Here is a 5,827-nt window from a genome sequence, read left to right on the forward strand (position 1 = left end):
CTTTCCACATTATCCAAACTTAAATCTAAACCCAAAGCTTACTGGCTGATGTCCGCGGTTGGTGTGCTTTACGTTCTCCTAAAAATGCTACGCATTCTCACAGTTTCTATCCTCTTCATGTATAGCACCCTCTCTGTACTTGCTGATAAAGTTCCACTCAGTGGTGTTTTTGAGTCAGACATAGAAAGAAGCGTAAAGTGTATGGTTGATAACAATCACCCAGCTATCAAAGAAGAAGATGATGAAGAACGCTTGAAGACAGCTTTCGGTCATCCCAATAATCCTCTGATTCACGTTTGGTCGGCGGATGGTCTCAAAGTCATCATAACCGAAGACTGGACTGAACTCCTCAAGTACGACTGGAAGAAGGTCGCTGATTCTACCTATCAGAGTGTAAAGCCTGCGGATAAATTAAATACTCAGCTAATCAGAAGAATCAAAATATTGAGCCCAGACTCATACTACTTGGAGATCACAGTTAACGAGATAGTCACTCGTGAGTTCTACAAACGCAAAGCTATCCAAAATTGACTTTGGAGAACAAGACGCTGCACCCAACCTCGGACAAGCTTCACCGCGAGTCTAACTTCCCACATTATCCAAACTTAAATCTTAACCCCAAAGCTTACTGGTCGACGTCCTCGGCTGGTGTGCTTTACGTTCTCCTAGATAGACATGTTCAAACTCCATTTAAACATTACCCTAATGAAGAAGTGTTTCCCTATTGCTATTTCAATATTACTATCTTCCTGTTCAGGTTTAGTTCCCTCTATAACTCCAAAGGGATATGTTGTAAAACCTAGCACTTTAACTCCATTACTAGGAGGCGGCAGCATCAGTACACTCTGGTACAGAGGAAGTGACTCAGAATATCACTATTTCTCACATTATTGTAAGACTTCGACCTACTACAGAGTCAAGAGATCTGAACTCTCACTTGCAGAATCTGACATTCAGTCTCTAGATTCAGATATGGTTTTAGTTGGCCTCAATAACAGCATTGATACAGCTCTCAAGAAATATCCATCACCAACCATACAGTAACCAAAAACAATCACGGCGAGCATATTAATAAAATCGACCGCAGGAATTGCCTTTGGAGAACAAGACGCTGCACCCAACCTCGTACCGCGGTTGAGTCTCGCTCCCCTTTCACTACATTCTAACTCTAAACTAAAACCAAAGCTTTCTGGTCGGGTACTCGGCTGGTGTGCTTTACGTTAGGCTAAATATGAGCACCCCTAAAGACAACACGACTCTCTCACTGAAGGAGTCACTCAAAGAATATTGGCCAAACCTAATTGGCTTTAGCTTATTACCATTCCTATTTGCTCTGGGCTCACAGCACATACCACAGATTTTCATCCATATTACATTCTTTGTTTCATTTATATTCGCGGTATTACCTGTAATGAGAAAACAAGCGCCTTATTCGTTCTGGATATTTGGGCTTGGTCTATGGGTGATTTGCGGGGTTCTAGCTATAATTGCTTCTATGATCTTAGCTCTAATCAACTCGTGAGGCCCTAAATTGCCCTTGCCTAACAAGACGCTGCACCCAACCTCAGACCACGTTTGCGCGTTTCAATCTTTTCACTAAATCCACACTTTAACCCAAATCCAAAGCATTCTGGTCGACGTCTTCGGTCGGTGTGCTTTACGTTCGCTAAAATATGAATCATCCTTGGTCACTACAAATTTGTTTGCGGATAGGTGAACACGGTTGGAGTGACCTTGATTGGTGGATCGGTGGGGAACATAGCACTTGTCAGATCACACATATTTTCGACTCTCCATTTGGAGTGATCGTCGACGCCCTTCATCTACTTATAGGAGGACATGATCAAGCTACGTTCAGCTTACAGGATGAACCTGGCTAATGTGTTTGGTCTTTCACTCGAATACCTGAAAGGCAGAATATGCTTGATTTGGAGATCCGTTTCCATAAGGAGAACTTTGATGAGTCAAGTCCAGCATACAAGAAGCTTTCAATTGAGGTGAATCAGGATTATGTCGTTGATATTTTCTTGGCTGAATTAGACAAGATAGCGGCTCAGGTGTCTCACCCAAGGTTTGCTAAAGAGCGTTCTGTTGAAGATTTCCCATGGACTGAAATCAAAGAGCTGAAGCAAATCAGACGTTCCAGAATTTCCTCTGCGAACAAGGAATAGCATCATCAACATACTACCAGCGGCCGGCTTGCGAGGTTGACAGTAAGTTAGAAAGCTCTAGTATGAAGTTGAGATCCGCATCAGGTAGTATGTGGATGTATTTGAACGTTCGACAAAATGAGTAAATCTAACTGGAAACTATATTACGACTATTCGTCTAGTGAGCCTCAGTTCGCTGAAGTCACTCTAAAAGATGGAAAAACTTTTATTCGTAAAGGGCGTGTTTTTACAGGGGGAACAATTGAGGAGGTAGATTCATTAGAGGGTCAGTTAGAAGGTTATGAGTTAGCAAGGGAATGGAATTTTGACTCTGAAGTTGTCAACTACGGACTTTTTGAAGCTGAGTTAGATGCGGCTTGTCAACGAGAGGTTGGTGATTCTAACGCTATAGCAATAATTACCGACGGGAGCGTTATGACCATAGGTTTAGCGGTTAATAAGTTTGATGATTTCACTGCTGTCGAAGATGATGAACTCTGGATTGTAGATGAATGGGGTGAGTGGATTGAAGATGGAGGGTTAGATCCTGCATACAGGTGGTTAAAGGCTCACGAAGATATTTACGACTATGATTCTGATGACTATTATGAGAAGTGGGATGTATATCGTGACTCAGTATTAGATGCGATGGAAAGATGTTTAAGTAGGCTACCTAATAGTGTCGCCGTTAAGCTAATTTACGCTGGTGATAATGATTTTGGTTATGAGAGGTCTCTTAAGCATCTTGGTGAGGTTCTTAGACCTCGTCTTGACGCATGGTTCAATTTTTAATCTCGCTGGTCGAACAAGATGGTGGATAGCAACCAGATATACGTGCTCGGGCCAGCGTAAGATTTCTTGTTTCGTTGTTACTTCTTTGATATTCATAGCTGTAAGGCGTCAGATATCTGGCGCATCACCATAGACGTTCTCTTAAAAAATTATGCGCAGTCCTGTATCTAACAATCAACGAATGAATAAAGTGTCACTAGACGATGGTCTTGTGGCTTTCCAGTGCCCCGAGACAGAAGGAATATTCTTACCAGTAGCATCATATTTTCGCTGGCTATCGAAACAACCAGAGCGACTATCTCATCTCCCAAAGACGACATCAGACCCTGAGATAGTAGACTCAGCTAATGCCAAGATTTGTCCGGAATCAGGCCAACTGATGCAACGATACAAAGTTGGTCATGGGTTTAGTTTTTACTTAGATCGTTCTCCACTCGGTAGTGTTTGGTTTGATAAAGGTGAATGGGAAGCCTTGAAGGCTAGACAGTACCATGATGAGCTACATCTTATTTTTACAGCTCCGTGGCAGGATGGAGTGAGAACTGAGGAGAGGATTAGGACTGAGCGAAGGATTCTAGAGGAGAGGCTAGGCTCAGATTTACTAGGCCAGCTAGAAGATATAAAATCTAAGTTAGACGTCTGTGAGTACCGTGACATGGCCTTGGCGTACCTTCACAGCTAGATTAAATTACTTGAGAGAACAAGACGCTGCACCCAATCGCTGACACGCAGGAGAGTCGAGCAAACACGATATATAAAACTACTTACCAAAAAATAAAGCGTGCTGAGGTCAGCGATTGGTGTGCTTTACGTTCGCTTAAATGAAAAACGCTAAATCTATATTCACTGTAATTGGAATAATTATCCTAACATCAGGAATCACTGCATATATTACATGGGCTCAAACTAGCGCTTACCTTCTTAAAGAAAATATTAACGGTAAGTTTTTCCAACTCACAGAAAAGGACTCTGAACTCTCAACTAAAGTTGCACACTTGGAGCTATACCTTTTGATGAATAAGTACTCGGACATACCTGCAATATTCAGAGGTTCTCCAAACAAAGACAGTACCTCTGATTACAAAGGTAAGACAGTAAACAAAACCTTTAGCATCAACTCAAAAGAACTCGCCCAAAGGAAACAAGCTCTGGATAACGCTCTTCGTGTTGCTACGGATACATTTGGTACACCTCGTGATGAAGAGAGTTTATATCTCATACTTGAAGAGCACTTTACTCCACAGAATATTAGGCTTTCAGGAGATGGTTTGAACACCCTGTTTGAAGATGTCACATCCTCAATCCAATAAACTGCCTCTAGCGAACAAACCACTGAGGCCAACCGGCAAGTAAAAATTAGGTGATTTGTTCACAAAGTTTTGGGTATTGTTCTCTAATATTTTAATGACCTCAGCGAGGGGGCTTCCCGCATTTTGGAGGGCCTCTATGTATTTCTTTTCATCGTAATTTTCGCGTGATTTCCGTCGCCCGTGCATCACACGTTCAAATTAACCGAGCCATAACAAGGCGGCGCTGACCAACCAGCTACCGCGACTTGAGTTGACATTTTTATGATACTTACTAACCTAAACCTGAAATTAAAGTTCGCCCTCTGGTAGTGGATGGGTGGCCTATACGTTCACCTCAGAAAAATGAAACGCCTATCCCTGCTCGTCGGATTGCTCGTCTGCCTTTTGAGTGGAGTTCTCTCCGCGCACCAGGATACTCCCCTGAAATTAGAAGACGGTAAAATCATCGGGCTTCCAGATAAGTATCAGCCAGCATCGTTCGACCGGAAAAAGAAGATCCTGACGATAGCAGGCAAGTCGCTCGCTTTTCCCGCTATCCTACACGCGCTGTTTATCGATGATCGAGTCGACGAATTGTTTGGAGACCCGTTGCCAGTTAAGGGGCATGCCTACAAGTTGAAGCTCTCCGCATCATGGTATCATTCAGAGCTGGACCCCGAGCTTCCGCCATACATGCTCATCAGGATTGAGCCCGATGATCGCGATTACGCTTTCGAACTCTTGATCGACATGGATCGGTTGAGATTCATCCGCGCTGACGCCCAGATTGCCACCATTGGAGCTATTCCAATCGATCTGGATGGCATCATCGATTCCCTCCCGAATGACAAAGGCGAACAACGCGGCGCTGACCAACCCGCTACCGCCGCGGAGTCGAAAGCGGAGAGTAAGCAGAAACCTAAACCAGAATCGGAGGGGCGCTCCCAGTAGCGGGTGCCAGGCCTTTGACGTTAAGTGTATTAGGAAAATTATGGATAAATTTCTAGTTTGGGAAGTAATGTCTTATGCATGGACAGAAATAGGACTAGAGAAGTCTGATTACCCAGAATATGCAAAAAAAATCTATTCCCAATGCGATGACTGGAAAACTATCGATCAAATTATTACAAAAGATGTTTGCGGTTCATTTTCACAAGACACATTTTTAATCTTTCCGTGCATGCTATGGATGATTATGCCTGACTGGGGTTATAACAAAGAATATATCAAAGAGCGCATGCAACATTGGTATTCAAAGCCTGCTTGGCAACATTACCTTAACCCTCTAAGACTATTAGGTTATCCTTTAGCACTAGTATTTTCTTTATCTGTTAGGCGTAAACTTAAAAAGGCATTTGCTCTATGCTCGTCACACACTTAACAAGCGCAAGCACAACAGGACTGCCAACCGCTCGCGCCTTTTGGCATGGCTTCGCCATTTTACGCCAAAAGCCACAATCAATTGTCAGCCCGTGTTGCGGGCGTTCGCTCAAATGAAAAAGTTCCTCCTAATTCCAACTGTCTTCATAATAGGAGTCTTTCTCTATGGGCTTCTTTACCTCTATGCCTACAATTATAAAGACATAGATAAAATTA

7 protein-coding genes are annotated in these 5,827 nt (G+C 43.0%); all 7 read left to right on the forward strand.

What is annotated here, in order from left to right; genetic code table 11:
- Positions 1–531: hypothetical protein (locus ABGY95_RS01125; protein ID WP_347439836.1), on the forward strand; the 531-nt coding region annotated here is incomplete at its 5' end.
- A gap of 1,388 nt (positions 532–1,919) precedes the next feature.
- Positions 1,920–2,171 (forward strand): hypothetical protein, encoded by a 252-nt coding sequence (locus ABGY95_RS01130; protein ID WP_347439837.1) that lies wholly within the window; start codon positions 1,920–1,922, stop codon positions 2,169–2,171.
- A gap of 117 nt (positions 2,172–2,288) precedes the next feature.
- A complete protein-coding gene (locus ABGY95_RS01135; protein WP_347439838.1) occupies positions 2,289–2,942 on the forward strand; it encodes a DUF4303 domain-containing protein in 654 nt (217 codons plus the stop codon).
- Positions 2,943–3,123: 181 nt separating this feature from the next.
- The gene (locus tag ABGY95_RS01140) at positions 3,124–3,624 is read left to right on the forward strand and encodes a hypothetical protein (RefSeq protein ID WP_347439839.1); all 501 of its coding nucleotides are present in this window, start codon (positions 3,124–3,126) and stop codon (positions 3,622–3,624) included.
- A gap of 139 nt (positions 3,625–3,763) precedes the next feature.
- Positions 3,764–4,252 (forward strand): hypothetical protein, encoded by a 489-nt coding sequence (locus ABGY95_RS01145; RefSeq protein WP_347439840.1) that lies wholly within the window; start codon positions 3,764–3,766, stop codon positions 4,250–4,252.
- 342 nt (positions 4,253–4,594) lie between these two features.
- Positions 4,595–5,182 (forward strand): hypothetical protein, encoded by a 588-nt coding sequence (locus ABGY95_RS01150; RefSeq protein ID WP_347439841.1) that lies wholly within the window; start codon positions 4,595–4,597, stop codon positions 5,180–5,182.
- 40 nt (positions 5,183–5,222) lie between these two features.
- A complete protein-coding gene (locus ABGY95_RS01155) occupies positions 5,223–5,612 on the forward strand; it encodes a hypothetical protein (RefSeq protein WP_347439842.1) in 390 nt (129 codons plus the stop codon).
- Positions 5,613–5,827: the final 215 nt, after the last annotated feature.

The sequence above is a fragment of the Rubritalea sp. genome (assembly GCF_039830215.1).
In the GTDB taxonomy this organism is placed as follows: Bacteria; Verrucomicrobiota; Verrucomicrobiia; order Verrucomicrobiales; family Akkermansiaceae; genus Rubritalea.